The 26,921-nt window shown below is 53.1% G+C and carries 27 protein-coding genes; 8 read left to right on the forward strand and 19 right to left on the reverse strand.

Going from position 1 to position 26,921, the window contains the following annotated elements:
* The first annotated feature begins 7 nt into the window (after positions 1 to 7).
* From BM205_RS04245 to BM205_RS04265, 5 genes are all read left to right on the forward strand, one after another.
* Positions 8 to 748, forward strand: coding sequence for a haloacid dehalogenase type II (locus BM205_RS04245; RefSeq protein WP_092412913.1), 741 nt, complete (start codon positions 8 to 10; stop codon positions 746 to 748).
* The gene (locus BM205_RS04250; RefSeq protein ID WP_092412915.1) at positions 741 to 2,204 is read left to right on the forward strand and encodes an NAD-dependent succinate-semialdehyde dehydrogenase; all 1,464 of its coding nucleotides are present in this window, start codon (positions 741 to 743) and stop codon (positions 2,202 to 2,204) included. The genes BM205_RS04245 and BM205_RS04250 overlap by 8 nt, the downstream gene beginning before the upstream one ends.
* 148 nt (positions 2,205 to 2,352) lie before the next feature.
* Positions 2,353 to 3,429, forward strand: a complete 1,077-nt coding sequence (locus BM205_RS04255; RefSeq protein ID WP_092412917.1) for a tartrate dehydrogenase — start codon at positions 2,353 to 2,355, stop codon at positions 3,427 to 3,429.
* A 6-nt stretch (positions 3,430 to 3,435) separates the two neighbouring features.
* Positions 3,436 to 4,287 (forward strand): DMT family transporter, encoded by an 852-nt coding sequence (locus tag BM205_RS04260; RefSeq protein WP_092412919.1) that lies wholly within the window; start codon positions 3,436 to 3,438, stop codon positions 4,285 to 4,287.
* A 247-nt stretch (positions 4,288 to 4,534) separates the two neighbouring features.
* Positions 4,535 to 5,026, forward strand: a complete 492-nt coding sequence (locus BM205_RS04265) for a hypothetical protein (protein ID WP_139227210.1) — start codon at positions 4,535 to 4,537, stop codon at positions 5,024 to 5,026.
* Between the two features lie 390 nt (positions 5,027 to 5,416).
* Here BM205_RS04265 and BM205_RS04270 read toward each other — a convergent pair whose 3' ends face one another.
* The 9 genes from BM205_RS04270 to BM205_RS04310 all read right to left on the reverse strand — a co-directional run bounded on the left by BM205_RS04270 (position 5,417) and on the right by BM205_RS04310 (position 13,251).
* Entirely contained in the window at positions 5,417 to 5,692 is a 276-nt protein-coding gene (locus BM205_RS04270) for an Lrp/AsnC family transcriptional regulator (protein ID WP_092412923.1), read from the reverse strand.
* A 148-nt stretch (positions 5,693 to 5,840) separates the two neighbouring features.
* Positions 5,841 to 6,836 carry a porin gene (locus tag BM205_RS04275; protein WP_092413346.1) on the reverse strand — a complete coding sequence of 332 codons (996 nt, stop codon included), beginning with the start codon at positions 6,834 to 6,836 and terminating at the stop codon, positions 5,841 to 5,843.
* 55 nt (positions 6,837 to 6,891) lie between these two features.
* On the reverse strand, positions 6,892 to 7,371 hold the full coding sequence (locus BM205_RS04280) for a hypothetical protein (protein ID WP_139227211.1): 480 nt from the start codon (positions 7,369 to 7,371) through the stop codon (positions 6,892 to 6,894).
* The gene (locus tag BM205_RS04285) at positions 7,322 to 8,287 is read right to left on the reverse strand and encodes a branched-chain amino acid ABC transporter permease (RefSeq protein ID WP_092412926.1); all 966 of its coding nucleotides are present in this window, start codon (positions 8,285 to 8,287) and stop codon (positions 7,322 to 7,324) included. The genes BM205_RS04280 and BM205_RS04285 overlap by 50 nt, the downstream gene beginning before the upstream one ends.
* Positions 8,284 to 9,147 carry a branched-chain amino acid ABC transporter permease gene (locus BM205_RS04290; RefSeq protein ID WP_217646018.1) on the reverse strand — a complete coding sequence of 288 codons (864 nt, stop codon included), beginning with the start codon at positions 9,145 to 9,147 and terminating at the stop codon, positions 8,284 to 8,286. The genes BM205_RS04285 and BM205_RS04290 overlap by 4 nt, the downstream gene beginning before the upstream one ends.
* Before the next feature lie 56 nt (positions 9,148 to 9,203).
* On the reverse strand, positions 9,204 to 10,409 hold the full coding sequence (locus BM205_RS04295; protein ID WP_092412930.1) for an ABC transporter substrate-binding protein: 1,206 nt from the start codon (positions 10,407 to 10,409) through the stop codon (positions 9,204 to 9,206).
* Between the two features lie 20 nt (positions 10,410 to 10,429).
* Entirely contained in the window at positions 10,430 to 11,149 is a 720-nt protein-coding gene (locus BM205_RS04300; protein WP_092412931.1) for an ABC transporter ATP-binding protein, read from the reverse strand.
* Complete coding sequence (locus BM205_RS04305) at positions 11,146 to 11,916, reverse strand: ABC transporter ATP-binding protein (RefSeq protein ID WP_092412933.1); 771 nt, start codon at positions 11,914 to 11,916, stop codon at positions 11,146 to 11,148. Before BM205_RS04305 ends, BM205_RS04300 begins: the two co-directional genes overlap by 4 nt.
* 87 nt (positions 11,917 to 12,003) lie before the next feature.
* Positions 12,004 to 13,251, reverse strand: a complete 1,248-nt coding sequence (locus BM205_RS04310) for a metal-dependent hydrolase family protein (protein ID WP_092412935.1) — start codon at positions 13,249 to 13,251, stop codon at positions 12,004 to 12,006.
* Between the two features lie 101 nt (positions 13,252 to 13,352).
* On the opposite strand from BM205_RS04310, the gene BM205_RS04315 reads away from it, so the two are divergent.
* Positions 13,353 to 13,931, forward strand: a complete 579-nt coding sequence (locus BM205_RS04315; protein WP_092412936.1) for a PAS and helix-turn-helix domain-containing protein — start codon at positions 13,353 to 13,355, stop codon at positions 13,929 to 13,931.
* Positions 13,932 to 14,137: 206 nt separating this feature from the next.
* Complete coding sequence (locus BM205_RS04320; RefSeq protein WP_092412937.1) at positions 14,138 to 14,467, forward strand: tRNA-binding protein; 330 nt, start codon at positions 14,138 to 14,140, stop codon at positions 14,465 to 14,467.
* Between the two features lie 406 nt (positions 14,468 to 14,873).
* Here the strand turns inward: BM205_RS04320 and BM205_RS04325 are convergent, their stop codons facing one another.
* The 6 genes from BM205_RS04325 to BM205_RS04350 all read right to left on the reverse strand — a co-directional run bounded on the left by BM205_RS04325 (position 14,874) and on the right by BM205_RS04350 (position 19,315).
* On the reverse strand, positions 14,874 to 15,404 hold the full coding sequence (locus BM205_RS04325; protein ID WP_092412938.1) for an SMI1/KNR4 family protein: 531 nt from the start codon (positions 15,402 to 15,404) through the stop codon (positions 14,874 to 14,876).
* An 80-nt stretch (positions 15,405 to 15,484) separates the two neighbouring features.
* Positions 15,485 to 15,856 (reverse strand): VOC family protein, encoded by a 372-nt coding sequence (locus tag BM205_RS04330; RefSeq protein WP_092360216.1) that lies wholly within the window; start codon positions 15,854 to 15,856, stop codon positions 15,485 to 15,487.
* A 249-nt stretch (positions 15,857 to 16,105) separates the two neighbouring features.
* On the reverse strand, positions 16,106 to 16,387 hold the full coding sequence (locus tag BM205_RS24420) for a hypothetical protein (RefSeq protein WP_092412939.1): 282 nt from the start codon (positions 16,385 to 16,387) through the stop codon (positions 16,106 to 16,108).
* Positions 16,388 to 16,593: 206 nt separating this feature from the next.
* The gene (locus tag BM205_RS04340; RefSeq protein ID WP_092412941.1) at positions 16,594 to 17,094 is read right to left on the reverse strand and encodes a hypothetical protein; all 501 of its coding nucleotides are present in this window, start codon (positions 17,092 to 17,094) and stop codon (positions 16,594 to 16,596) included.
* Positions 17,095 to 17,297: 203 nt separating this feature from the next.
* Positions 17,298 to 17,642 carry a hypothetical protein gene (locus tag BM205_RS04345; protein WP_092412943.1) on the reverse strand — a complete coding sequence of 115 codons (345 nt, stop codon included), beginning with the start codon at positions 17,640 to 17,642 and terminating at the stop codon, positions 17,298 to 17,300.
* A gap of 290 nt (positions 17,643 to 17,932) precedes the next feature.
* The gene (locus BM205_RS04350) at positions 17,933 to 19,315 is read right to left on the reverse strand and encodes an aminotransferase-like domain-containing protein (RefSeq protein WP_092413348.1); all 1,383 of its coding nucleotides are present in this window, start codon (positions 19,313 to 19,315) and stop codon (positions 17,933 to 17,935) included.
* A gap of 298 nt (positions 19,316 to 19,613) precedes the next feature.
* On the opposite strand from BM205_RS04350, the gene BM205_RS04355 reads away from it, so the two are divergent.
* A complete protein-coding gene (locus tag BM205_RS04355; RefSeq protein ID WP_092412945.1) occupies positions 19,614 to 19,847 on the forward strand; it encodes a hypothetical protein in 234 nt (77 codons plus the stop codon).
* 183 nt (positions 19,848 to 20,030) lie between these two features.
* Here BM205_RS04355 and BM205_RS04360 read toward each other — a convergent pair whose 3' ends face one another.
* From BM205_RS04360 to BM205_RS04375, 4 genes are all read right to left on the reverse strand, one after another.
* A complete protein-coding gene (locus BM205_RS04360) occupies positions 20,031 to 20,978 on the reverse strand; it encodes a cupin-like domain-containing protein (protein ID WP_092412947.1) in 948 nt (315 codons plus the stop codon).
* Positions 20,979 to 21,049: 71 nt separating this feature from the next.
* Entirely contained in the window at positions 21,050 to 22,918 is a 1,869-nt protein-coding gene (locus tag BM205_RS04365) for a DUF885 domain-containing protein (RefSeq protein ID WP_092412949.1), read from the reverse strand.
* 64 nt (positions 22,919 to 22,982) lie between these two features.
* Positions 22,983 to 26,129, reverse strand: coding sequence for a bifunctional diguanylate cyclase/phosphodiesterase (locus BM205_RS04370; protein WP_092412951.1), 3,147 nt, complete (start codon positions 26,127 to 26,129; stop codon positions 22,983 to 22,985).
* Positions 26,126 to 26,920: a substrate-binding periplasmic protein gene (locus BM205_RS04375; RefSeq protein WP_092412953.1), complete on the reverse strand. Its 795-nt coding sequence runs from the start codon at positions 26,918 to 26,920 to the stop codon at positions 26,126 to 26,128. The genes BM205_RS04370 and BM205_RS04375 overlap by 4 nt, the downstream gene beginning before the upstream one ends.
* Position 26,921: the final 1 nt, after the last annotated feature.

Here is a 26,921-nt window from a genome sequence, read left to right on the forward strand (position 1 = left end):
AGCACATATGAAACTTTCCGACTTTAAAGTCCTGACATTCGACACTTACGGCACACTGATTGACTGGGAAACCGGCATCTATAATGGGCTAGCCCCTTTGGTAGAAAAAGCTGGTCTTGAAGACCGCACACGCGATCAGATACTGATGAACTTTGCGGAGCATGAGTCCGACCAACAGGCTCAAACTCCTGCGATGGTCTACATGCAATTACTGTCTGTCGTCTACAAACGCCTGGCAAAAGAATGGGACGTGAAGGTAACGGACGAAGAGGCCAACATTTTCGGGGCGTCAGTACCGGACTGGCCTGAATTTACCGATTCGCCACGCGCATTGCAGTACCTGAAGAAACATTTTAAGTTAGTCACGCTGACCAACTGCGACCGCTTATCTTATCGCGGTAGCAATCTGCGCCTGCGGATCGAATACGATGCGATTTACACTGCCCAGGATGTCGGATCCTACAAACCGGATCCGCGTAACTTCGAATATATGTTGCGGCGTCTGCAAGAGGATTTCGGCTTCGAAAAGAAAGACATCCTGCATACCGCCCAGAGCCTGTTCCATGATCATGCGCCGGCCAACCAGTTTGGACTGGCTGGGGCCTGGATTGACCGTCGCCATGCTGACAAGGGATGGGGCGCAACCATGCCTACCCCAGGAATGCCCAAGTACGACTTTCGCTTCGAAAGCATGATCGCGATGGCAAAGGCACATCAAGCAGAACTGCGGGCAGGCGGACATGACTAATTTAAATGACATCCGATTGCTGCGTCAGCAGGTCTTTATAGACGGCGAATGGATTTCTTCGCACAGCGGTCGGACGCTTGAAATCCTTGATCCGGCAACCGGGCAACACCTCGGTAATGTTCCCGCGTGCGACGGGCAGGACACGCGCGACGCGATAGAAGCTGCCGAGCGCGCACTTCCCGCTTGGAGCAGCATGACCGCCCATGCCCGAGCAGCACTGCTGCGTAAATGGCATGACCTCATGCTGCAGCACGCCGACGATCTCGCTTTGCTGATGACACTCGAACAAGGTAAACCACTGGCCGAAGCGAAGGGAGAGATCCTGTATGGCGCCTCCTTCGTGCAGTGGTTTGCCGAGGAAGGCATCCGTGCTTATGGCGAGCTGATTCCTGCCACTCAGGCGAACCGACGCATCCTGGCACGTAAGATTCCTGTTGGCGTCTGCGCTGCAATTACGCCATGGAACTTCCCGAACGCAATGATCACGCGCAAGCTTGCCCCTGCGTTAGCGGCGGGTTGCACCGTAGTCGTTAAGCCCTCGGAGCTCACGCCTTTCTCGGCCCTCGCACTCGCCGAGTTGGGCAAGCGAGCGGGTTTCCCTCCCGGCGTATTGAACATCATCACCGGGCTGCCCGAAGCCATCGGTGCAGAACTGACCTCCAACCCGACGGTACGCAAGCTGACCTTCACAGGATCGACTCGAATCGGAAAATTGCTGCTGCGCCAGTGCGCGGACACAGTTAAGCGTGTGAGCATGGAACTTGGTGGGAACGCACCAGTGGTCGTGTTTGACGATGCAGATTTGGATCAGGCTGTCGCCGGCATTATGGCAAGCAAGTTCCGCAACAGCGGCCAGACCTGTGTGTGCGCCAATCGCATCTTTGTTCAGAAAGGCATCTACAACCGCCTGGTTGAGCGCCTGACCGTAGAGGTGCGCACGCTTCGCGTTGGTTGCGGCACCGAAGCAGGTGTTACGATCGGGCCAATGATCAACAAGGCTGCAATCCGCAAGGTCGCAGCACACGTTGAAGATGCCATTGCCAAAGGGGCAGTCGTGGTCGAGGGCGGACGTACTGCCGATAGGGGCGACCAGTACTACATGCCGACGCTTCTGACTGGCGCAACCGACGATATGCTACTTGCTGGCGAGGAAACATTCGGGCCGGTGGCTGCACTCTTTAGCTTCGATACCGAGGCAGAGGCGATCCGGCGCGCCAACGCGACGCCGTTTGGCCTGGCGGCATACATCTTTACTCAAGATGTTAATCGCTCTTTCCGTGTCAGCGAATCTCTGGAATGCGGCATGGTAGGCATCAATACCGGAGTGATTTCTTCGGCGGTCGCGCCTTTTGGTGGCATCAAGGAGTCGGGGCTTGGCCGGGAAGGAGCGCATCACGGGATTGATGAATTCCTTGAAGTGCAAACGCTGCATTTCGAAGTGACGCAGGACGCATAAGTCGTCGGCACTTACGCACCTGACGCATTGCTGTCGCACAAGGGGCTATCTTAATTAAGCATCACCGATCAGGTTGGCTTTGGTCAACCTGAAGCCATTCGGCTCGAGATTTTGGGCTGGACTCGGTACACAACTATTGAGCGCAAAAATGACAAAAACTCGACAATACAATATAGCAGCCATTCCTGGTGACGGAATTGGAAAAGAAGTGATGCCTGAGGGACTGCGCGTCTTGAATGCTGCGGCACAACGTTTCGGATTTTCGTTGAATGTGACACCAATTGAATGGGCTAGCTGCGACTATTTCAATCAATGCGGTCAGATGATGCCTGACGACTGGAAGTCCAAGTTACAAGGCATGGATGCATTGTATTTCGGCGCCGTCGGTTGGCCTGATACAGTTCCTGATCACGTTTCGCTTTGGGGCTCGCTGCTAAAATTTCGCCGTGAATTTGACCAATATATCAACCTGCGCCCTGTACGGCTTTTTGAGGGAGTGCCATGCCCGCTAGTGGGACGTAATCCCGGCGATATTGACTATCTTGTCATACGCGAAAATACGGAAGGCGAATACACCTCATTGGGTGGGATTATGTACGAAGGCACTGAGCGAGAGATAGTTGTGCAAGAGTCTGTATTTTCCAGACATGGTACTGACCGAGTGCTCAAATATGCGTTTAAAACGTGCCAAGAGAGGAAAAGTAAGCATCTCACGGTCGCGACCAAAAGCAACGGCATTGCTGTTAGCATGCCATGGTGGGACAAGCGGGTTGAAGCTGTCGCCATTGACTTCCCTGACATCTCGTATGACAAGCAGCACATCGACATCCTTTCTGCGCGCTTCGTTCTTAGTCCCCAACGCTTCGACGTTGTGGTTGCCAGTAATCTTTTTGGCGACATTCTTTCGGATCTCGGTCCCGCCACGACTGGGACAATTGGCTTGGCGCCATCAGCCAATTTGAATCCTGAGCGTAAATTTCCATCATTGTTCGAACCAGTGCACGGATCTGCGCCAGATATATACGGAAGAAATATTGCGAACCCAGTTGCGATGATTTGGAGCGGCGCTTTGATGCTTGATTTCCTCGGCGAAAAGGAAGCTCATGACGCGATTTTGCAGGCTATCGAACATGTTCTCGCTCATGGGCCGCGCACAGGTGATTTGGGGGGAGAAGCGTCGACAACGGAAATGGGACAGGCCATTGCAGCAATTTTGCAAAAATAGAACAATATGACAATAATCTGTGCACTAGCCGCCATTCTAATTTGGTCCTCCCTGGCGAGCCTTAGCGTGTCTCTGGCGGGTGTTCCGCCTTTGATGCTGATTGGTTGCTCGCTTCTAATCGGAGGGATGCTTTCAGTGCCATGGAAACGGCACTGGAATCTGAATTGGAAAACAATCTCGGTGGGATGTTCTGGAATGCTGCTGTATCACCTGCTATTCATTCTGGCGCTACGCAATGCTCCCCCGGTGAATGCGAACATTGTGCACTACAGTTGGCCTATGTTGATTGTATTGTTGTCACCGATAGTTCTGAAAAAATTTCGACTCGAAGCGGTACACTGGATCTGCGCTCTAATAGGATTTGGCGGTGCGGGTCTTGCAATTGCCAGCGCAAGTACTACTGGTTTATTTCAATGGGAGTCAGGTTATTTTTTTGCCTTTGCCGCTGCATTGGTATGGTCGACCTACTCACTCATGCTGAAACGGATGGCGAATTCATCCACAGCTGATGTCGGACTTGCGTGCTTGTTATCAGGTGGCATTGCTATTGGGCTGCACTTTCTATTTGAACCTACGCCGACTCTACAGCCTATGCAATTTTTGCAAATTGCTTTACTCGGTTTGGGCTCAATGGGCGTGGCATTTTACTTATGGGCCTATGCTCTCAAATCTGGTGATCCTCGAGTTATAGGCGTCATGGCAAACGCCACCCCTCTAATCTCGTCCGCTCTATTGGTAGCAAATGGTTATGGATCATTTTCTTGGCCGCTTGTTTTTTCAGCAGTTTTGGTAAGTACGGCAAGCCTGTTTGTTGTATTACGGATCCCATCTAAATCGCCTCAACTTCAAGAGGATTGAATTTGAATCACAGCCTGCCAACGGAATTTAGTACGCGGGTAAACGTGAAATTTTGGCCAATGCTCATGGGTGCATTGATATCAATGAGTTACCGCGTTTGAGAAATTAGGCTTGAGGGAAAATTGTGTCTCACAATTTTAATTAAAAATCTCACTAGCTTTGACTAAAAACTCAGAAATTTATCCAAAAATCTCGTTAACTTAGTGCGTTCACAACGCTTTGAAACGGATAAATAGGAGGTGGGAACGTGCAGCGCAGTCAAGACAAATATCGTTCAAAGATGATACAGCAGAGCTCAGCTTTGTTTGAGCCGCACCTATTGTTTTTACAAAGTGTGCACCAACGATTTAATGATGCGTTGGCTATCTGTGCTTTGGTCGTCAAGAAATGGCCAGAACCAATCAGTTGTGATTTTATTTTGAAACAATTCAAAGATGAATTTTCAACTATTGGTTTGATTGGCTGCCTGACAAAGGCGAAGATATTAAAGAGAAACATCAGTATGGAAAGTTTGCTGGAATTTGACGATGGCATAGGGGAATTGACTGTGCTGGATATATTCCGAGCGATTACCAGCGATGTCGATCAAATATTGCTTAAGCCAACCCAATGTCGCACGGATTCGAAATACGAGGCAAAAAATTTAGTGGCGCAGCAGATCACCATGCGGATTAACGACTTTATTCAAGGTGAACTGTCGCAGTACCACCTTTTTTCGCTTGTAAGCAAACATAAATAAATAGTGGCCGGCTACTCTCTTTCCACGATAGCGTTCAATTCCATTGCAGTTTTCCAGCACGGATTTACTTGATGCTATTCCTGCTGAATGGACTGATCCAGGCAAGAACTGAGAACGTCATTTGGGAATGCGTAATGCCGATTACGCATCCCGATTCATCCGTCCATCGTGTACGGATTCAAATTTTCCTAGGAAAGCCGATCAACTGCTTATCTCCGAAACCTACCTAAACTACCTTTGCCTCAAGCTCGGTGGAAAATCAGCCTGCGACATAGTGCAACATCGCTTGATACCGACGTACGCTCCCTATATAGGCAGACAGGGCGCCAGTAGAACTTTCAAGCAGGTGACGTCATAGGCCAATAGCTTTTGCGCAGGCCGGGATTTTTTCTACAAGGGGGACTTAAGAACTATAAAACTAAAGTACTTTGCAATTGCGAGGTTCTTCTCTAGCAGATCTTCAATAATCGCTTGATATTCTGCGATTCCAGAAGTCATAAATTTAACCAGGTAATCGAAATTTCCGCTTACCAAGTGAACTTCCCTCACCTCGACAATGCTTCGTGCTGCCGCTTCAAATCGACTGAAATCTTCGGTTCGGTGGCTGGACAACGTAATCTGCGTGAAAACAACCTGCGGATCCGTTAATTTCGCTAAATTTAGCATTGTGGTCTCTCCAAGACTATCTACCGATTAAGATACGTCCTACCCGCGCAAGAACCGGTTTCAACTGACCGCTCGCTCAGGTGAGGAGAAAGATCCGAGAAGACCTCGCGGATAGGACGATGGCGAATTACTTCACTATTGCATCAAACTAGAAAAAGTGGCGCATACCCAAGTTGAAAGCGCTATTTCCTGAACCAAGTTCGGTACCATTTCCCACCGTGTAGGTGGCGCCATTCTTATTACTAATGTGCGCATAGGCGGTATAGAGTTCGGTGCGCTTGGACACGCTGTATACGTAACCAAGTCCAAATTGATGCGCATCGCGATTGGCGATTGACCGATCGTTCTTCACTACATAGGACGCAAGGATGCGATTTGCACCAATCGGCACGGTCACACCTATCAACCCATCCTGGGTATTGGTGGTTCCTAATCCCTTATTTTGGGCATAGGCAGCGTGCAGCTTCACTGGGCCAAAATTATAGGTCCCGCCAAGCAATACGTTTTTTGCATTGTCAGTACCAGTAGCGTTCGCGGCATTATTGAAGGTCAATTTGATCACGAAGGGGCCGTTAACATAGCCTAATGAGCCACCCGTGGCTCGGCTCGCGGTGATATTGCCGGCTACTTCACCAACTGAATATGACAACTCACCGGTTACCCCCCCGATTGTCGGCGTTGTGTAAAGCACCATATTATTCGCACGACCTGGATTCGCCATCAAATTGGTCGCCGTTCCGGCGTATCCGGTGCCAAAAGGATCTACAAGCGTGAAAAGCGTCCAGTAGTACGGAGTATATTGCCGACCAAGAGTGACCGAGCCAGGGGCTCCTGATAACCCGACATAAGATTGTCGCCCGAATAAAATCCCACCTTGAGCGGACGCTCCCGTATCCATCAATATGCCTGCCTCCAGCACGTATTTGGCAGACATGCCGCCACCTAGGTCTTCAATCCCTTTAAAACCCAGCCGCGAACCGTATCCGACCCCGCTAGTCAGCTTTGTGACCGAGCCCGCGGCGCTCCCGTTTTCAAACACAAATCCCATATCCGCGACGCCATATATCGTGGTCGACGATTGCGCCAGTGCGATCTGCGCGCTCCCCCCCCCCAATACTGCGAACAACAATGCACTCTTCTTCATATTCATTCCCTGTATTTGAATACTTCAGTTTTCTTATGATGGCCGGAGACCGGCTCTACGTTGTTTGGTTTTGGTTGGAATTCAGTTTGGAAAACCATTGACCAAATACTCGCAAAACTTCACATCCATCGTATGGAGTGAATTCCTCCATTTCACGTAACAGGTTTAACGTGATGCAGGTCTTGCCGTTCTGCCTGATAGGCACATTCATTGCAAATTTGAGACCCAACGAAGAAAGCAGGCTATAGTCCGCAAAGGCTGCAGCCATGCTCTGTTGCGTCGACGCGAAAAATACTTCACCTCTACCGATGGCATGTGCGGCCCAGTCTGTGTCCATCAATTTCTTTTCCCCACCGACTGGGTAATTAACTACATCCGTCGAAAACATTCGCCTAACCAGGTGTTTTTCCCAATCGACAGCAAGCACACTAAACATGCTGAAGGGCACCCTTGCCGCAATTGCGGAAGAAAGAATCGAGGCTTCTTCAGGCCGCATCTCGTACAGAGACTGCGACAACATTAGGTTTTGATTCATCGTTGTCACTCCCGCCACAACTCACTACACCGGATTTCTCAATTTTCGACGGACAGAAACCGTCGGCTTTAACTCGCATAATGACGATCAACGCAAGTGCAATAACCATTTCTCGCATTGACGCAACCTGGACCGCATTAAGAGTCGGAATTGCTCCGGCAAGGAAACGAGTCGATTCGAGCAATGCAACGACGAAGATGGCGCCAATGATCGCTCCTTTAACCCTGGTGTAGCCACCGGTCGTGGTAGCTAGGAATATGTATATGGTTAGCAGTGGGATGAAGCTATCTGGCGCAATGAAGCTTGTTAGATGCGCATACATTGCACCTGCCAGTCCAGTAACCAACGCACCTATAAAGAATGCATTAAGTTTGAACCGGAGTACTGGCTTTCCGGCTACTGCAGCCACCTGCTCATCATCGCGAATTGCGCGAAGTGCTCGGCCAAATGGAGATCTGAACAGTCGTGTTAATGCAAACGCAGTCAGCCCTGCAATTGTCCATACAAGTACTAGATAGAAAAGACTGAACCAATCTCCCAACTCCAGCTTCAAGGGAGCACGAATGCCAGAAATTCCGTCGCTGCCACGGGTCAACCAAATTTCGTTCATGGCGATAACCCGCACCACTTCAGCAAATCCCAGAGAGACTATGGCCAAATAGTCCCCACGCATCTTCCGTGTTACGAATGTCAATGCCACGCCAACCGCCCCTGCAATAACGGCGGAGGCGAGCCAGGCAAACGCGATAGGTAGTCCGTTTTCAGTCAGGATGGCAGACACATAGGCGCCTACAGCAAAAAAACCAACCAAACCAAGGTTCACCATGCCACCTTGTCCCCAAATCGTGACCAGTCCTAAAGACAACATCGCATAGATGCCCGCTACTGTTGCTACAAATATGAGATATGAGGTCATCGTTTTGCTCCCGCAAATCCTGAGAAAAGTCCGGCGGGCTTGATAAGTAAAATTAATACGATGGACAGAAAGGCGACCGCAGTTTGGTACACAGGAGCCACAACCATCACCGACAGCTCGCTAGCAACCCCAATCAAGAGCGCACCGAATATCGCCCCGCTCAGGCTAGATAGTCCACCAACCACACTCGCTGCAAAAATTAACAGCATCAAGCGGCCACCAGTAGAAGGATCTGCGCTGGTGTCGATCGCTAAGAGGGAGCCACCAATTCCGGCAAGGCCCATCCCAATAAAAGTCGCGACGGCAGATAAGTTCGTTGGGTTAATGCCTTTCAATCGAGCCAAATCTGGGTTGTCGGCAACGGCACGCATCGCTTTTCCCAGTCGAGTAAGTGAAAAAAATGCGGCCAAGACGCCAGCGATCACCAAGGCAATCAGCAGGTTCTGCGCTTGTTGTGGACCAATTCTGAAATTGGCGAAATGAATATCGCGAGCTATATCGAATTCGTAACTATTAAGGCCGTTACCGAAAATGAATCTAAATGCGTTTTCGAGAATGAGGTTGAGTGCAATTGAAACAATCGCAACCATAAGAGGCGTGTTTGCTGTGGCTCTTTTCCGCATTGGAAATAATGCGAGGCGATCACCGAGTACGCCGAGCAGCCCGGCGAATACGAATGATACCGCCACGCAGGGCACTAATGACCAGTGTCCGTAGCTGTTAGCGAGCCATCCGGCGTATGCGCCGGCAGTCATTTGCGCAGCAATACTAAAATTGACGAAACCGAGAACACTGAAGATCAATGTTAATCCTAACGCTGGAAGTGCAAGTACCGCTCCCAGCATCAGGCCATTGATCAAGTGTTGAAATATGTCCGAGACCATGATAATGCCTTAATGAAATTGATTAGCCCTGCCTAGGCGACTTTGACAGTAACTATTTTTCCTGCACGTATTTGCTCGTAACGGAAGAAGACGCCTTTGACGTCGCCGTTTTCTTCGAATTCGCACGGACCGCTGGCGCCGGAATAGATCACTGACCTTTTGGCAGCAAGCAGTTTTACGCCATCCGGGAAGCTGCTCACCGGGACCGGGACACTGCTAACGGGATGAGAAAACAAATGAATGCTGTCTCGCACGGCTGTACCGCTTACGGCATTGGCATTTGCTAGCGCCAGCGCAACTAAATTGACTTGGTCGTACACTTGGCAGCTGTAGGAGTCCAACGCATCCATCTTCATCTTCGCTACAAGATTGACATAAGCGCGGGACCCGACTGCCGCAGACGGAACTAAAGAGTAAGTTCCCTCAAGGACTTCCTTTTGAACGCCTTCCACGAGCTTTTGATTGACACCAAACGAGAATCCAATGCGTTTTCCGGTGTAACCAGCTTTGTATAAATCTTTTAATACAACTGCAGTGTCCGGCACATAACCCCCGAGAATAATTGCGTCGGGATTGTTCTTCAATGCCTGATCGACCTCGGAACGGTAGCTCGTTTTTTTGTCTTCGTAGATGAGTCCGTTGCACTTTCCGCCGCTCTTGGTGACGATACGGCCGATAATGTCGATATAAGACTGTGCGAATGGCGTTTGGGGACCGAGGAAAAAGACGTTCTTGGCCGCGAGTTCGACCGCGAAATTTCCAACGCGCGTACCTTGCAGAGTTACAGTAGGAGATGTCCGGAAGATATAGCCCTGATGAGGCAGTTTCGTAATGCTATCGGCTCCCGACGAGGTCAGAAGAACAGTCTTGGATTCCCAACACAATGGCGCAATCGCAGAGGTAACAGCTGAGGCATAACTACCACAGACTGCCACCACTTTATCGACATCGATCAGCTTGCGCACCGCCCTTACTGCGGCTTCGGGATTGCTTTGGTCATCCTCAATGACTATTTCAACTTTACGACCAAAGATCCCACCTGCGTCATTGATTTCTTGGGCCGCTAGTGAGGCGGCTTTGCCCATCGTCATGCCAAACTGGCTGGTTGCCCCAGTCAGGGGAATAAGCACACCGATTTTGATTGGGCTTTTTTCCTCGCCAAAAGCAATAGCTGGAAATGCCATTGCACCAAGCCCCAAGCCGCTATAAATCATGAAATTTCTTCTAGTGTTCTTCATTTGGTGCTCCCCCGGTTAAATTAATGGACTATTCCACTGCCTAAGAACAATTGACGAATCTGTTCGTCCGCTATTAGTTGCGCTGCTTTTTCGTCTCGAATCTTTTTGCCCGCAACCAGAACCACGCCGCGGGTGCCATACTCCAACGCTATCAATGCATTCTGTTCGACCATGAGAATTGAAAGCCCGTTATCGGCGAGCGTTCTGACCTGTTCAAAAATGTCGTCAGCAACTGCTGGGGATAGGCCCGCAGTAGGTTCGTCGAGCAGCAATACCGAGGGTTGTGTCATAAGCGCGATTGCTACTGCGAGCACTTGGCGCTGCCCTCCAGACAGGCCGCCAGCCTTGTCTTTCAAACGCTGACGTAGCAGTGGGAAACGCTCTAGTTGTTCTTCTATCCTTCGTTTGCGATCGCCTTTCAATAGATACCCACCTATTTCGAGGTTTTCGAGCACGGTCAGATTCTGAAATACATTTTTTTCTTGAGGGACGAAGCTGAGGCCATTTTTGCAGGCAGCGGCTGCATCACCAGGTTGCACGGCATGTTCATCGAGAAAAATTCCACCCGATTTGGGTTTCAGCAGTCCGGCCGTAAGTTTTAGCAAAGTTGATTTCCCCGCGCCATTCGGCCCGATGATCACAACCAACTCTCCCGGTTCGACAGACAGGTGTACTCCCTTAACGATTTCTTCGGCCGTGGCGTATCCGCCCCGAACGTCCTTGATGTGCAATGTCGTCATGATCGTTTCATTCCCAAATAGGCTTCTTGTACTGTTTTGTTGCTAGCGACGTCTTTGAAACTTCCTCTTGTGAGAAATTTTCCGGCTGCCATTACAACAACCTCGTCGCATAGCTGTTCAATTAGCGCCATTTCATGTTCGATTAGAAGCACCGTGACACCGCGGGCACGGATGACTTTAAGGTGCTCGGCTATTTGCTCCACCAGAGCTGGATTGACGCCCGCCATTGGCTCGTCGAGAAGAATCATGTCTGGTTCAGAAATGAGTGCGCGACCAATCTCCAGCAGTTTTTTTTGTCCCCCAGATAGATCAGTCACCAAATTGTCGAGCACATGATCCAGTTTTAAAACTCGCGCCATGCTTAGGGCACGCTCACGCAACTCTTGCTCTTCACGCCTCACTCGACTTCCACTGATCAGGCCTGCCAGTACACCTTCACCAGATTGCTTTCGACCGTACAACATCAAATGTTCGAATACGGTCATTCGCGGGCAACCTCTTGCAAGCTGAAAAGTGCGAATCAGACCCTGCTGGGTAATCTTGTCGGGTGTCTTGCCGCTGATGTCCTGTCCTTTGAACAAAACTATTCCTGCAGTTTTTGGCACTAATCCGGTAATGCAGTTGAATAAGGTAGTTTTCCCTGCACCGTTTGGACCGATTAACCCAGTCACTTTTTTGCTCGCAATCTCGAACGATGCGCCATCCAGCGCTCTCAATCCACCAAAGTGGCACTGCAGGTTTTGAATACTTAGAATTGGCGCGTTCATAATTTTTAGGATGCTCACAATATTTAGCTATTCGCCAAAATAGGTTTGATTGGCTTTCGGTTAAACGAAGCAGAGAATTTCTTTTCGTTATGAGGCGTTCTTCGACAGCTGATTCTTAACGAAGCGACCATCTTTCATAATCGCGGGAATAAATTTGCCCTGGCCCAATAGGAGGTCGATATCGACCAAAGGGTTGCCATCAACGATCAGAAGATCTGCAATTGCTCCGGCCTTCACGACGCCAAGGGCTCCTTCTCGCTGCAATATCTCGGCGGCTACGGTTGTTGCCGACTGGAGTGCATCTAGCGTCCCCACCAATCCGGCGCGGATTTTCAACTCCTCCGACTGATGAACGTGCGACTCACCCAACAGATCGCTACCGAAACCCATCTTCACTCCAACCCGGTGCAGCAGCGAAATAGCTTGCCTACCGACCAGCCTGACGTCATCAATTTTGGCGATTGATTCCGGTGGCAACCCCAGTCCGGGGCCCTCTGTGGAAAGTGCGTCGTATGTGATCAAGGTTGGAACGACAAAAGCACCGTGGTCTTTGACAAAATGCGCGGTCTCTTCGTCGATCAGATTCCCATGCTCAATCGTACGGACACCAGCTTCGATCGCGCGTCGGATCGCTCGTGGCGTATAAGCATGTGCCATTACATAGGTCTGCCAAGCAGTTGCTTCATCAACAATCGCTTTGAGCTCGTCAATAGAGAACCCAGTATTGCCAATAGGATCGTTAGGTGACGTAACACCGCCGCTGGCCATAATCTTGATTTGTGTGGCCCCCTTGGTCAGCTCGTCGCGAGCTGCTCTGCGCACATCGTCGACGCCATCGACGACTCTCGCAATATTGCCAATTCGAAACGAACACGCGCATGGCTCAAGTTGGTCGCTACGAGCTCGAAAATCTCCGTGACCGCCTGTTTGTGATAACGCTTTTCCTGCGGGGAATATACGGGGTGACTCAATTAAGGCATTGTCGGCTGCTTGTGCAAGCGCCCAATCGGCCCCACCAGCATCCCTAACCGTCGTAAAACCCCTGTGCAGCATTTCCTTCAAGATGGGTAGCGCCCGAATCAACGCAAACGCGTTAGGCATATTGGCCATATGCCCTAGATTTACGTGCGAGGCCATCACATGAACATGGCAGTCGATCAGACCTGGCATTAAAGTCCGGCCTTGCAAATCAACCACTTCCTCGGCGCTTGAACTTAAATCAGCGCCACTTACCTCCAGAATGTTGCGCCCGTCGATCAGCACGTTCATTCCGGCTATCAGTTCACCGCGAGCCAAATCAAGGATCGAAGCATTTTTCAATAGAATTTTCTTCATCATTTCTCCATACCTAATGTATTAATACTGTAGGTGTGTTAATCTCTTAAGTCTATAGGTGCCGAACACTTAAGTGTTCGGCCGATTTACGGAGAAACAACATGCAGACGGCCAATTTGCTGCTGAGCAATAATGAGATTGACTACAGGGCAGCGTTTTACAACGCCCCAGTCGGGCAGGCTATAGGTCGCTCTCGAGTGATCGTTGATTGCAACAATGCGTTCGCCGAAATGTTTGGCGGCAAACGTGAGGACATGATTGGAAATTCCTTCCAGTCCCTCTATCCCACACAGGCAGATTTTGAAAAAACGGGAGAACGCATAGCTCCCTTTTTGCGTGAGAAGGGCCGCTACGCCGATGACCGTGTGATGAAGAAATTGACCGGTGAATTGTTCTGGGTTCATGTAAGCGGTTTTGCGATAAACCGCGACGATCCCTATCAAGAAACCTTGTGGGCTTTTACCAATCTTTCCAAAGAAAGAGATGTCGTGAACGCGCAACATGCTTCAATGACTCCTCGGGAACGCGACGTTGCCGCACTCCTGATTGAGGGACGAACAGGAAAGGAAATTGGTAAAGCGCTGGGAATCAGCCCTCGGACCGTGGACATTTACCGGACACGACTTTTGAGGAAATACAACGTGAGCTCGACCGTAGATCTGGTAAAGCAACTGCTTTAATCGTTGCGAAACGGGTGCTGATTAGTTGATTGGATGGTAGCCGCGTTTTTGCTTCAAATTTTTCAATTTAAAGTAGGAGCTTTAATGCTTTCCCTCCTACTTTTCACACATTGACCGGAATCAACACATAGGTAAAACTAAACGCATTTCTCTGCCATGACGGAGAAATACCACGCGGCATCTAATCATACTTTTTCGAAGACACCATGACCCCTATTGAGGCTTTTGAATTGCTGGACTTAAGAACCGGCAAAATCACACAAGTTGAACTAAACCGGGAAGCAATAAAGCCGGCATATAAAATATGGATTGACTTCGGGGAGCTCGGAGTGAAAACGACAAGCGGCCAGTACACCGGGCTTTATCAGCCTGAGGAATTGATCGATAAAATTGTCGTCTGCGCGGTTAACCTAGGTAAGCGGCGCATTGCTGGGTTCACATCTGAAGTGTTGATGCTCGGTGTTCCGCAGGGCCCTGGAGAAGTTGTGTATTTGTCGACGGAGCGAAATGTCACGCTTGGAACCCGGGTTTTTTAACATACCAGGCAACGGCGTGCCCTAGCACCGTCTGCGCTGCGATTGTTGACGCTCGCCCCCTCAACGTGGAAGGGAATAAGCGAACGACCGTTATACCTCGCAAGCGTCTATTGAGTCTGCGCGTGAGGTCAAGAGGCCGCAGCGGGTTGTGAGTTGCCTGCCAGGCTTTGGAACGCCAGTCAGCCGTTGAGAAACTTCCGTCAACGACTGCTCTACCCATATTAGCCGCCGTTCGTTCCAATGTAGATGAAGAACGCATTTTGCGTAGAACTGGTTGGCGTTACATCAAAGCCTAGTGACTGCAACCAGTCTGAAACGGCCAGTCAGCGGGGGACGCTCGACGGGCCGCACTTGGCCGTTATAAGCCAGTTGCAAGGGTTCAGGCCAATAGGCATATCTTAAGCCTCTAGCACTTCGGTGAAAAATTAGGAAACTGCCCAGGGAAATTTGAGGGGAATATATGACAGGAGAATTTCTTAGTCAAAACGCCTGTAACAAAATCAGTCATGGGTAAGTCGAAATGTTGCCACTCTGGTCCTCGGGCTTCGTTGACGACAACAGTCCATTCCGCCGGCAGACCGTTCGTTAGCCAATATAAAACATCTCCGTTGTCAGAGAGAGCGAAGGGGAAAATCCCGCCAGCTTGAGGAAAACATCTGTACGGCACGTCCTCACCATAATTTCGAAGGTCCCCCAACACGTCTGTTTGAGTCTTGAGCTGCTGCTCCAAATTCAGGTTCGGGTTGACTGAAAATGGATTAAGAATCCATAGGAAATTGCTGACTGCCCCCGAACCGAATATTTCGACGTAATCTTTATAATCCTGCGGCAATGCAGTTTTCAATCTACGCTCAACCTCAGACCATCCCCCAGACGAAGGAGCTTCGATAGGAACCTCAGGAGGTTGGAGCACCGCAGTCAACTCTTTAATAGTCATCGTTTTCTCAGAATTAGATAAGTCCTGCCGTCAAACGTCCGGTTCTGGCCGACTGCCGCCGAACGCGGCCGGCCGTACGCCTAAGGTTCTTGGCAAACCACTTCGATGTTGTGCCCGTCCGGACCAATGACAAAAGCTGCATAGTAATTCGCGTTGTAGTGCGGGCGTAGACCAGGCGCACCGTTGTCTTTGCCACCCGCCTCCAGAGCTGCGCGATAGAAAGCTTCCACCTGCTGGCGATTCTCGGCCGTGAACGCCAAGTGAAGATGCGCCGGTTTCTCTTCGGTTTGGTACAGGCACAATGAAGCCTTACTCGTCGGGCCAATAAGCTCGACGCCATAGGTCGGAGGCCCCTCCGAGGCAACAGCTACGCCGAGCGGTTCGAGTGCCTTGAGGAAGAACGCTTTGCTCTCTGCATAGTCGCTGACTCCGAATTTGACGTGGTCAAACATAATTTCTCCAGAAGTGCGCAGGGCTAACGCAATTGAAAATCCTGTCATGCAAATTCTAATCACTCAATATCAGATGTCTGAAGAAAGGAGCTAGAATTTAACGTCGTATGCTGCCACACCAAAATTGCCAAAGCAATATCAGGTGAGAGCACGGCGCGAATGGCCGGAGCCGCCGACACCGGTCGCAGCCCGTGTATTTTGTGGCGCCAATGGGCCATCATGCAACCACCACCAAGGATAAAGCCTGTCCTAATGCCCGTGAGCTCGCTTGTTATGGGGCTCTGCGATAGCTGGTTTGGGCTCTGCCGGTGGGTGGCGAACCACGACAACTGATTCGTCCGGCTCGAACCAGAATTCACCGTGGGGGCCGTCGAGACGGCCCGTAATCAGCTGAATCAGTCCATCCACCGAATTGACCTGGGTGATAGCTTCCCAGGCGTAGGTTGGGTGTTTGCCAGTGCCAGCAAGTCCGTTGTAAATAATATCGCCGATCCTGACGTTGTCAGCGGCTACAGTGATCCTAGTTGTCATGCCAATTCACTCCTAAACCGTCCGCAGCCCGATTGCGGCCCTTGCTTAGATCATGCTCCCCTCCGATCATTCCCGCTACGATATTTCGATCCTGTCCCAGCTAAGTTGACGCCGCCACGCAGAACGCCGGCACCCTGAGGCGTTGCTGACGGTCAGTTGGCAGACGACAGAGATCACCGAATGACCGGAGCCGACTGCAGTCTTACTTAACACTGCCAAAGCATCTTTGCCTGATGCTTTCCACAGCTGCATCGATAGACGTATGCGCAGCCACCTCCACCAAAATTCATAGCAGTTTCCCAATCCGGTCCCTGTTCTAATTGAGCCACAAAGGACATCGGATTGTTGCATGAGTCGCAGACGGGAACCTCTTCACCCTGTATCCAAGAAGGCTGCCCAGCAAGTTGACCAAGAACTTCCTGCGGATTTACATCGGCCGCCACAGCCCAGTCTACGCGCGCCGTATCGTAGTTCTCACTCTCCACATCCACAAGTATTGCGCCGTGAAGAATAGGACGAATAGTGTCTCCTCCGTTTGGTGGCTCAACCAAACTCAAGGACTGACAGTCAACCGAGACAACTTTATTACCACCGGCATTTGCGTCCCATTCATCGCATAGGCCCGGGTCATTTTGGCACATGAATAAGAGTAGTAGAGGCTCGCCATCATCTTGTTTTTTCAACCGAAGTTGACCAAGAAATTGCATATTCCCGTTACACGTTTTGCAGGTGGGCCATGCAAAGTTGTGGCCAGGAGCGCTAGGTTTTCCACCAAACCTGGTTTCGCAACTCGCACTGCTATCGGAGTTCGAATTATTTATTAGAAGTGAAATCATCGATATTTGCCAAAATAATGGAAATGCAGTTCAATGCTGCCGACGAAAGTCCGTTTGTGGCCGATTGCAGGCGGTCATGGTTTGGAATATTTCAGCTCAGTGGCAAGATGAGGCGGCATACCGTACTTATAATTAAATTTGTATTTCCCGGCGCTGTCAATTACAAACTCAAACCATGTCCACTTTTCGGCCTGGCTTTCTGGCTGACGTTTGCTCAGGTCAAGCAGCACATCAAGGCACTTAAGATTCAAATTAAACTGATTTTTCATTCCGTCCACGAAATAAAAAGCTAAAAATATTTCATGACTCTCGCCGTCTACGGCCATATTTTCATAGTGAACCTGGATTAAATCCCAACGTGCCTTCACTGAAGACATGAGCTCGGCTGCAAATTTATCTTGAAGTTCCAGCATATTCATTAGTGGTTCCTTAAAAAAATGTGCGGTTGACGCCTCTCAATCGCAGATAGAGTCTAAGTCGCATTGCCAATTGAATTGTAAGTTTGGGCGGCAGCTCCTGGCCGTTTTGAGGCGGTCGCAACGGGTTGATTTCGCCCCCAGGCGGACGTTGTGCTGCACGGCTAACGTAGCTTTCTTTCAGTCTGTTCACTTTCGCGCGTGATCTCACGATGCATAAACACTGAGGCAGCAAACCAATGTGCGACCGCATTGAGAGAACTCCCGGATGAAGCACAGTGTTTCCTGGACAGTTAAACCACAGCAGCGCTGAACGACTCGGGCCGCCGCGCAAGCAGATGAGACAGTCGTTGAAGACCCGCCTGTAAGCGTCCACGGTCCTTGATGCTACCCAAGGAGATCCGAATTGCATTCACGGATCCGCTGCCAGTTGCGAATGCCTCCGCCGGTGTGACTGCGATGCCCTCGCTGTCGGCTGCACGCGCAAGCTGTGAGGAGTTCCAATACGCCGGCAACTCGAGCCATATATGCAGGCCGTCTCCGGCGCCGCTGTATCGCCCCGCCAGAATATCCCGAGCCATCCGGTGGCGCAGGCGCGCCTCGTTGCGTACACCTTCCATCAATCCGTCAGCCGAACCGTCGAGGATCCACTGAGTGGCCAGTGCGGCCGTCAGAGGAGCGACCATCAGCGCAAATGATCTTAGCGCGACCAGGAAACGTTCGCGTTCGTGCGGGTCGTGTATTAGCACGAAAGCGACACGCAAGCCGGGCGTCAGGCATTTCGACAGGGTTGAGATGTAGTACACCTGTTCCGGGGCAAACGTGACAATAGGTGGCGGCGGGGCATCGGCAAGGAGCCAATAGGGATCGTCCTCGACGATGCGTACATTGCAGCGCTTCGCGATGCTGGCGAGCTCCTTGCGCCGGCGTTCCGGAATGGTGATGGCGGTCGGGTTCTGTAATGTCGGATTGAGGTAGACCAGCCCAGGCTTGTGCTGGCGGCACGCTTCCTCAAGCATCTCAGGCACCATCCCGTGCTTGTCCGCTTCCACCGCAATGATGTGCCGGCCGAATTGGGTCGCTGCGGCACGCAAGCCGGGATAACTCATTGGTTCTGCCAGGATAACATCGCCAGGCTCCGTCAGCGCAAGGATCAATGCGGCGATCGCCGCTTGCGCACCCGGACAGACAACAACCTGTCGAGAATCCAGATGTCCAAACATCGGTTCGAGCCATTTGGCTCCAGCCTTACGGTCGGAGTCGCTTCCCCCGCCCAAGTGGTAAGTCATCAGCAATTCATTATCTGCCCTCATCAATACTTGAGACAAACCTTGTTTCAACATGTCGTCGAAGTCCACGCCATCCGGCGGTGGCGGGGTATTCATGCTCAGGTCGAGGATCGAGGTCAATTCGACTTTCGGCGCCGCGACATAAGTGCCTCGAGCGCCGCGGCCCTCCAGCAAGTTGCGGCGTCTGGCTTCGTCGTATGCGCGCGTGATCGTTGTCAGGTCGACGTCCAGCTGTGCTGCCAACTGACGCTGCGGAGGTAGACGGTCACCCGGTTTCAGCGATCCGTCTACCACCGCCGCCTGCAACGCATCCGCAATCTGCAAAAAACGTGGCCCGCCGTGCACGGCCAATCGCGGCAACCAGATTGGCAAATTTTCATCTTGCATGGTTTTCAACTGGGACATTTTGTCTCAATGTATGGAAATTGTTTTTAAGTAGTATGTGTCAGAACGTGCAGCAACACCATCCTTGCATGGCAGTCGCTGACGTTTTCTCCTCTCTCATCTGCATTCGGCAAATCACTCCGCTGGATGCCATTGTTATTTCATAGGTAGATGTAATGAAAGATTCAAGCAGGATGCCTGAGGGGATGCTTTAAACAAAAAATGAAGCTGCTGAAGCAGCGTTTTGAGGTAGTGCTCCTCACAATAGATAGCGTCAAGTAATAGCCTGGAAATACTCAAAATGATGGATTGGATCCCTATAGTCTTCGTTACGTTCAAGGTTCTCGTGCTCGGCACGGGCATGTTCTTCGCCATCAAGTGGCATTACGATCAAGGGAAGAAGGAGAAGGAGAAGCGCGCGGTGCTACGCGCGGGCGGCAAGGTGGCCGCAGTCTCCGTGCTATCGCTCTTGAGCCTGGGGCTCGTCACCTTCGTCCTTGCCAGGATGCTCGGTTTGGACTTGACCTTCCCATGATGGCAAAGAATAGTCGGCCGATATCCAGTGATGCGGCAGCAATTCCCCGATGCGGCTATTGGGCAGCGTCGGCAGGCGGGTCAGAGTGAATCGCCACGAATCTGCTAGACACTCGCTTGCCGTCTAAATTACCTTCAAATTTAGATGACCGCTACTGCCCCGAAACAGCCGAATTCCATCACCTTAACCAGCCTTCAACGAAGCATCCCCATTCAATGTCAACGGCAGCGCCCTGGCCCATCGGTTCGCCGAAAGCGAAAAGGTCAGCGAGCGAACCTGGTGATACCACCCCGCCGGCACATACAGGAGCTCACCCGGCTGCATGATGCATTCGATCATCGCGGCCTGGCGAGCCAGCGGAAATTTCTCGAAATCCGGGGCCTCCGGGTCAAACGGTGAGCCGAACAAGATGGCGTTCGCCTCGCGTGGATAAAGGAATTCATCGTGGTGAGGCGGCGACAGGAAAATACGCTTTGTGCCCCAGATCTGGGAAAAAATATTATCGTCATAGTCGCAATGCAACGGCGTCACCGTTCCTGCCGGACCGAGCCAAAAGCGTGGCGGGCCCATTTTTTTAAAATAGGCGGGCCAGTGGCACAACGTATTCAATTCACGTAATTCGAGATTACCCAGATAGGGCGGCAGGTCCTGCGTGTCATTTGCGACGAGCTCGAGGTACGCCAGCAGAGACATATCCTGCATCGCCCGGTCAGGCGCGAAAGCGGTATTGATATAGTCGCCAACCCTCGCCCGCACGTGCAGCTCGCCAAAGCGGTCGCGCAGCGTTTGTGGCGTAAGAGCGGACAGTGGCCACTTGCCGACGAGCCCGGTGACGACGAACGGCAGGCCTTTTGCTGCACGCATGCGGAATGCAACAGCGTCGAGCGTGCCGATGCGCGGTACCGCAGAAATGACAGGCAGGTCGCGACTCGCACGCTTGATCGCCGCACGCATTTCCTGTATTGAAGTGACGCCGCGCACCAGCGCGTCCTTCTGCTCTCGCGCCTGTTTTTTTAGAATGGCGTCTTCGGGCGACATGGCCGTCGACGACGGCCGGGGCGGCAGCAATCGTGACGATCGGCGTCTCTCCCGCCGTTCTTGATTACCGTCTGCCGGCTTTTCATATTTCATTTTTCTATCGCTGTACAGATTAGGTCTTAACGGTGATTAACGCCGATGCGCACAGGAACCGGAATATGCACCTATATCGTCTTCACCTCGGCAATATACCGATCAACCACAGTCGGCAACACCGTCAACGGCACGCCGCCGCTTTTCACCAGCGCATCATTGAAGCCCGCCAGATCAAACCGGCCGCCCAACGCCACTTTGGCCCGTTCGCGCTGGCGCAGGATTTCATTGTGTCCCATCTTGTAACCGCAGGCCTGACCCGGTGACACGCAATAGCGGTCGACTTCACTGGTCATGGCGGTGGCGCCGCGTCCGCTGTTCTCGATCATGAACCGGATTGCCTGCTGCCGTGTCCATTTCATCGCGTGCAGACCGGTATCGACCACCAGGCGGCAGGCGCGGAACTGCTGTGCCTGGAGATAGCCGATCTGGCTGAACGGATCGTCCGCGTACACGCCAAATTCATCTACCAGCTGCTCGGCATACAACGCCCAGCCTTCGATAAAAGCGTTGAAGCCCATCATCGAAGTGATCAGCGGTAGGTCGGCATGGTGCTCGGCCAGATACGCGCCCTGCCAGGTGTGGCCGGGAATGCCTTCATGCGCGGTCAGCGTGGCAATTTCGGATTTCGGCCACAGCGTGGTCGATTTCAGGTTGATGTAATAAATCGCCGGCCGCGATCCATCCAGCGCGGCGAAATTCATATAGCCGAGCGGGGCGCCGGCTTCGATGTCGGGCGGCACACGCTTGATCACCAAAGGCGCTTTCAGGCCCAGATGCGAAATTTTCGGCATCAGCGCGCGAACTATGGCAACCCGCTCATTGCAATAGGCGATCAGCTGCTCGCGTCCTTGATCATTGTCGGCATAGAAGCGTTTCGGATCTTTCGACAGAGCCAGCAGGCGCTCGCCGACTGTACCCCGGGTGATACCTTGCGCCTTGAGGATGGCGTCAATACGGGCTTGTAGCATCTTGTTCTGCTCCAACCCGATCGCGTGGATTTCTGCGGCGCTGCGGGTGGTCGTCGTGCCCAGCTTCAGCGCCCATTCGTAATACGCTGCGCCGTCGGGTAAGCGATGTACGCCGGCGACATCGGTGGCTTTGGCGGTAGCCTTGGCGAAGGTGTCGATCTGGCGGTCCAGCGCCGGATACACCAGCGTATTCACCAGCTTCGTCGCGCGTGCTTCCCAATCGCCGGCGATGCCGAGTTTCCTCGTGCGCCCGGCAAGCGAGGTGACCAGTTTCTGCGTCGCAGCCGGGGTCTTGCGATAATTCCGCAGCTGGTTAAGCGCGGTGTGTGCAATGAAATCGGGCGGCATGATGCCTTTGGCGGCCTGCTCGGCGATGTGCGCACTTTCCTGGTCGAGCATACGGGCCATCGCTGTCATGCGCTCAAGATAGGCTTCGGCGTCGGCTGCGTTGACGATTTTATGCTGCGAGTCGAGAAACTCCGGCACGGCAGTTACAGCGCCGTCCTGCTGGGTAACCGGGAATGGCTGCGTGCCGCCATAGAAACCGCTGGCCGCGCCACCAAACGAAAAACGCAGGCCGTCCACCCCTTCGTTCGCCGCATAACGCACGCTGTCGTAGCGAATTTGCGCATCCGGGCTGAGCTTGGCACGGTCCAGCGTTGCCATGCGGGCCAACATCGATTTCACCTGGCCGGCCCACGCAGCCTGACCGGCGGGTGAGGCATCCGGCAGACGCGATTTGAGTGCGACGCGGGCGCCGGAATCGAGTCCCAGCGAGGTGGCTGAAGTCGGCGACAGGCGCAGGATTTCATCTGCAAAATCAGCCAGCAAGGTTGAAAAATGGGCGTCGGCAGGAAGTGTTTCCCTGGCTTGAGCCAGGGCGAGGCGGGGGATAGTAACAACAGCAGCGGCGGACAGCGCGCTCAAGAGCAGCTCGCGGCGGGAAAAGGTCAGCGGTGTATCGTTCATGAAATCCTCTTATTGCGGGGGAATGCGCGGGCTGCCCCTATGTTGTTGCCAATGAAATTTACTGTCATGGCATCCCGCCTTGCGCGCGCATGCGGATAGCCGTCGACGGCAATCCAGCCGTCCGCACAAATTCTTCAAATCCTTCAATCGGCAGCGGCCGGCAAAAGTAGTTACCTTGATAGGCATAGCATCCGGCTCTGAGCAAAAAGTCCCGTTGCGCCTTGGTTTCGACTCCCTCGGCGATGACTTCCAGGCCAAGGCTATTGGCTAACGCCAGGATGGTCCTGGCGATGGCGGCATCGTTGACATCGAACAGGATATCGCGCACGAACGAATGGTCGATCTTCAACTGGTCCAGCGGCAGACGCTTCAAATAAGCAAGCGAGGAATAGCCGGTGCCAAAATCATCCAGCGAGAAAAACACGCCTTTGATTTTGAGCGCATACATCTTTTGGATGATGTCTTGCATATTGTCCACCAGCAGGCTTTCCGTCAGTTCCAGTTTCAAGCGGCTCGGATTAGCGCCGGTTTGACTGATGATCCCCAGCACCTTGCTGACAAAATCAGGTTCGCGGAACTGCTGGGCGCTGATATTTACCGCCACCGTGAGATGCGCCATTTCCGGGCATGCTGCCCATAGCGCCAGTTGGCGGCAGGCGGTTTCCAGCACCCAGTCCCCCAACGGCAGGATCAATCCGGTTTCTTCAGCCATGGGGATGAAATCGGCAGGCAGCACGATACCGCGCTGTGGATGTTGCCAGCGCACCAGTGCTTCGGAGCCCGTGATGGTGTCACCGTCGACTACCTGGGCCTGGTAATGCAGCAAGAACTGTTTGTCTTCGATCGCCTTGCGCAACCCGGCCTCCAGCGTGGCGCGTGCCACCACCGCGGTCTGCATGGCCGGATCGAAGAAGCGCAAGGCGTTGCGGCCTGTCTCCTTGGCCTTGTACATGGCAAGGTCGGCCTGCTTCAGGAGTTCGTCAATCGACGTCTGATGTCCCTGGAACAAGGTGGCGCCGATACTGGCGGTGCAACGGTACTCGATATCTTCAAGCTGATACACTTTACTGAGTACGTCGAGGATTTTTTCGCCCACGGCCTCAGTCTGGCTGGCAGCCTCTTGCGGATGTTCACTCAAGCTTCCCAGCACGACCACGAACTCGTCACCGCCCACCCGCGCCACCGTGTCGACTTCACGCACGCTGGCAGCCAGGCGTTGCGCCGCTTGCAGCAGCAGCCGGTCGCCTTGGTCATGGCCGAGGGTATCGTTCAGTGTCTTGAAATGATCGAGGTCGACGAACAGCAGGGCGCCGCAGGTTTCATTGCGGGCGCTGAGCGTGATGGCCTGCGTCAGGCGATCCAGCAGCAGGGTGCGGTTGGGTAAATGGGTCAGGGCGTCGAAGAAAGCCAGTTCCTTGATTCTTTCTTCCGATATCTTGCGCTCGGTAATGTCGTGATGGGTACCGATATAGTGGGTCACCACACCGTCATCGCCTGTCACCGCCGAGATCGTCAGCCATTTCGGATACACTTCGCCATTCTTGCGGCGATCCCATATCTCGCCCTGCCAGCCACCGCTGTTGCGGATCGCTTCCCACATCTCGCGGAAAAATGCCGCATCGTGGCGGCCCGACTGCAGCATGCGCGGGGTCTGGCCGACCACCTCCGCCGCAGCGTATCCGGTGCTTTCGGTGAAAGCGCCGTTGACGCGCAGTATCCTGCACTCCGCATCGGTGATCATCATGCCCTCGCGCGAATCGAAGGCGACCGCCGCAATGCGCAGTTCGGCCTCGGCCTGTTTGCGCTCGGTGATGTCGCGTCCACTAGTGCGGAAACCGGTGAAAGCACCCTTGGCATCGCAGATTGGCGCCCAGGAAATCGATAGCCAGAACAGCGAACCGTCCTTGCGCACGCTACGAAATTCCAGATCGTCGCCGCGCAAGCCCTGAAGCGCTTTCCGGAACTCCGGCGCCACACGGGGCATATCGTCAGGATGGATGAGCGCGGTCGCCAGGTCGGGCATTGCCATGCACTCCGCCACCGTATAGCCGGTGTATTCCTTGACGGACGGATTGATCCAGCGCGGCTTGCCATCCAGCCCCCACCAGACCTCCCAGTTGACCATGCAGTCGGCAATGGCGCGGAACTTCTCCTCGCTCTCGCGCAATTCCGTGGTCATCGTGGCGGCCAGCTGCATGGCCCGGCTGCGGCCGGTCACCAATAACCAGGAGAGCAGCGCCAGCAGCAGGCTGAGGCCGATACCGGTAACGGCAATAGGCAGCTCGGCGTTACGCCTGAAGCGGCCTCTGAAGTCATCCGTGGCGCTCATGGAAAGCGTCCAGTTATGTCCGGCGATGACCAGATATTCATTCGCCGACATGACAGCAGGCAGGCCCCGCCCGCCTTCTTCGGGCGAGCGGTAGGTAAGCGCGGCGGCGGACGGTTCGACGCCATCGTAAATTGCAAAAGCCAGGCCAGGCGGCAGCACGCCGTACAGGCTGGCCATCACGTCGCTCATGCGGAAAGTTGCGTAGACCCAGCCGGCCAGGTGGGCGCGACGCTCGGCGACGCTGTCATGCGGCTGGCCCCGGTTATAGATTGGCAGGTACATGATGAAGCCGGGCCGCGAATCTGTCCCGATATCCACGAGTAGCTGGAGTTTCCCGGAAACCGCCGGAGAACCTGAGTCACGCGCCTTCTCCATGGCGAGCCGCCGCTCAGGATCGGACCACATGTCGAAACCGAGACGGGCGCGATTGTTGCCGTAGTCAGGTTCGCGTTGAATGATGGGCACGTAATTTTCGCGCCGCCCGTCCGGCTTGACCGAGTAATTGGCAGGGCCGATCCGGCGCATGGCGACGACATGGGTGTCTTTATCCATCGCGGGAACCCATTTGCCAACGCCGATGGACTGGATTCCGGCAAAATTGGCGTCAAGATTGAGCGAACTGACGTAGTTGCTGAAGCTATCGCGATCCATCTCGCTGGTGACGACGTACAGGCTCTGCACCCCGCGCAGCATCTGTTCATAGGTCGCCATGCGCAGTTCGACCCGGCTGACGGTCTCGCGCAGGGAAATGTCGAACTGCGATAGCAACTCTTTGCGCGAGGCTTGCTGTTCGTGATCCCAAACCACCCAGGTGACGCCGAGCGCAGCAACCAAGATAAACACGGGAAGCAGCGGTAGCAGGATCGGACGTGGCCAACTCACGGCGAGGCCTGGAACTCGACCATGGGATCGGCGAAGTCGGAACTGAAGTATTTCTCGAAGATACGGCGAACAGTGCCGTCTGCACGCATCTCGTTGACCAATGCGCGCCACTTGTCCTGCTCGGCCACCCTCAGCGCCTTGTTCGACATGATGAGGCCGTGCGGCACGGCAGGATCGTTGAATTCAATGACTGTCGTGATATCGCGGATCTTCTTTTCTTCCAGGGCCGGGTAATCGAAAGGCTCAATGATCATGCCCTGAATACGGCTGACGAGCAGCGCCTGGTAAAGCGGAGCGAGGCCGTTGGCCTGGCTGACGCGGTTGGCGGCGGTCAGCTTGTCGACCAGGCGGTTGGCGGATTCGCTGTAACGAAAACTCCGGATGACGCCGAGTTGAAAGCTGTCGCTGTGTTCGAAATCGGACAGTTTGCGCATGCCGGAATCCTTGCGCACCAACAAATAATATTTATTGGTGAAGTACCAGGCAAAGCCTGCGAACCGGTCGCGCTCGGCATTGGTGATGCCCGACAGGCTGAAATCGAGCGCGCCGGACTCGATCAATTGCCAGATGCGGGCGCGCGACATCAGGCTGACGCTGACTTTGCAGCCGCTGCGACGGATCAGCTCGTCGGCAAAATCCTTGTCGATGCCGCTGTCCGTGTCGACGGAATAGAGCAAGCCGTGATCGTGCAATGCGAGCGTAAAGGGACGCGAGCAATCGGGACCGGCGGCAACTGCGCTGCCGAGGCCGCACACCGCAAGTATCAAGCAACCTAGGCACTGTCGGATCATC

Source organism: Collimonas sp. OK307 (assembly GCF_900113705.1).
Lineage (GTDB): Bacteria > Pseudomonadota > Gammaproteobacteria > Burkholderiales > Burkholderiaceae_D > Collimonas.

Excerpts from the sequence above, each read along its gene's own strand:
- BM205_RS04245 (WP_092412913.1), top strand. The coding sequence starts at position 8 with ATGAAACTTTCCGACTTTAAAGTCCTGACATTCGACACTTACGGCACA.
- BM205_RS04250 (WP_092412915.1), top strand. The coding sequence starts at position 741 with ATGACTAATTTAAATGACATCCGATTGCTGCGTCAGCAGGTCTTTATA.
- BM205_RS04255 (WP_092412917.1), top strand. The coding sequence starts at position 2,353 with ATGACAAAAACTCGACAATACAATATAGCAGCCATTCCTGGTGACGGA.
- BM205_RS04260 (WP_092412919.1), top strand. The coding sequence starts at position 3,436 with ATGACAATAATCTGTGCACTAGCCGCCATTCTAATTTGGTCCTCCCTG.
- BM205_RS04270 (WP_092412923.1), bottom strand. The coding sequence starts at position 5,692 with ATGCTAAATTTAGCGAAATTAACGGATCCGCAGGTTGTTTTCACGCAG.
- BM205_RS04275 (WP_092413346.1), bottom strand. The coding sequence starts at position 6,836 with ATGAAGAAGAGTGCATTGTTGTTCGCAGTATTGGGGGGGGGGAGCGCG.
- BM205_RS04280 (WP_139227211.1), bottom strand. The coding sequence starts at position 7,371 with ATGAATCAAAACCTAATGTTGTCGCAGTCTCTGTACGAGATGCGGCCT.
- BM205_RS04285 (WP_092412926.1), bottom strand. The coding sequence starts at position 8,287 with ATGACCTCATATCTCATATTTGTAGCAACAGTAGCGGGCATCTATGCG.
- BM205_RS04295 (WP_092412930.1), bottom strand. The coding sequence starts at position 10,409 with ATGAAGAACACTAGAAGAAATTTCATGATTTATAGCGGCTTGGGGCTT.
- BM205_RS04300 (WP_092412931.1), bottom strand. The coding sequence starts at position 11,149 with ATGACGACATTGCACATCAAGGACGTTCGGGGCGGATACGCCACGGCC.
- BM205_RS04305 (WP_092412933.1), bottom strand. The coding sequence starts at position 11,916 with ATGAACGCGCCAATTCTAAGTATTCAAAACCTGCAGTGCCACTTTGGT.
- BM205_RS04310 (WP_092412935.1), bottom strand. The coding sequence starts at position 13,251 with ATGAAGAAAATTCTATTGAAAAATGCTTCGATCCTTGATTTGGCTCGC.
- BM205_RS04315 (WP_092412936.1), top strand. The coding sequence starts at position 13,353 with ATGCAGACGGCCAATTTGCTGCTGAGCAATAATGAGATTGACTACAGG.
- BM205_RS04320 (WP_092412937.1), top strand. The coding sequence starts at position 14,138 with ATGACCCCTATTGAGGCTTTTGAATTGCTGGACTTAAGAACCGGCAAA.
- BM205_RS04325 (WP_092412938.1), bottom strand. The coding sequence starts at position 15,404 with ATGACTATTAAAGAGTTGACTGCGGTGCTCCAACCTCCTGAGGTTCCT.
- BM205_RS04330 (WP_092360216.1), bottom strand. The coding sequence starts at position 15,856 with ATGTTTGACCACGTCAAATTCGGAGTCAGCGACTATGCAGAGAGCAAA.
- BM205_RS24420 (WP_092412939.1), bottom strand. The coding sequence starts at position 16,387 with ATGACAACTAGGATCACTGTAGCCGCTGACAACGTCAGGATCGGCGAT.
- BM205_RS04340 (WP_092412941.1), bottom strand. The coding sequence starts at position 17,094 with ATGCAATTTCTTGGTCAACTTCGGTTGAAAAAACAAGATGATGGCGAG.
- BM205_RS04345 (WP_092412943.1), bottom strand. The coding sequence starts at position 17,642 with ATGAATATGCTGGAACTTCAAGATAAATTTGCAGCCGAGCTCATGTCT.
- BM205_RS04350 (WP_092413348.1), bottom strand. The coding sequence starts at position 19,315 with ATGCAAGATGAAAATTTGCCAATCTGGTTGCCGCGATTGGCCGTGCAC.
- BM205_RS04355 (WP_092412945.1), top strand. The coding sequence starts at position 19,614 with ATGATGGATTGGATCCCTATAGTCTTCGTTACGTTCAAGGTTCTCGTG.
- BM205_RS04360 (WP_092412947.1), bottom strand. The coding sequence starts at position 20,978 with ATGAAATATGAAAAGCCGGCAGACGGTAATCAAGAACGGCGGGAGAGA.
- BM205_RS04365 (WP_092412949.1), bottom strand. The coding sequence starts at position 22,918 with ATGAACGATACACCGCTGACCTTTTCCCGCCGCGAGCTGCTCTTGAGC.
- BM205_RS04375 (WP_092412953.1), bottom strand. The coding sequence starts at position 26,920 with ATGATCCGACAGTGCCTAGGTTGCTTGATACTTGCGGTGTGCGGCCTC.